Raw genomic sequence first — 407 nt, forward strand, 5'->3', positions numbered from 1 at the left:
TCCACACCCATACACCCCGCCCCCAAAAAAAGGAACGCCCAACCAAGGCGTCCCCCAATCTGATTCTATTAAATTACCTGCTTTCCACCTTCTGCGGCTCAACACGATCTGCATCAAAAGAGTCCACGTTGCTCAACTCCAGTAAGCGTGCTTCATCTAAACCTTCAATCATCGTTAGGTCAGTGATTACATCCGCATTCAAGGTTTTATCTAGCGTCAATACCATGATCGCTTCTCCGCCAACCTCTGTTCGACCAACCTGCATTGTTCCGATATTAATCAGGTAATTGCCTAATAATGATCCGACTTTACCGATCATACCCGGAACGTCCTGGTGCTTAATATATAGCAAATGCTTCTCAGGCTTCACGTCAATGCGGTATTGATTGATTTTTACAATCCTCGCG

At 45.7% G+C, this 407-nt stretch carries 1 protein-coding gene; it reads right to left on the reverse strand.

All coding sequences use genetic code 11. The features are described 5' to 3' along the window. Window positions 1–73: 73 nt before the first annotated feature. On the reverse strand, window positions 74–407 hold a 334-nt coding region (locus V7083_RS13365), incomplete at its 5' end, for an ACT domain-containing protein (RefSeq protein WP_335478503.1).

The organism is Bacillus sp. JJ1764, from assembly GCF_036962145.1.
Taxonomy (GTDB): Bacteria; Bacillota; Bacilli; order Bacillales; family Cytobacillaceae; genus Neobacillus.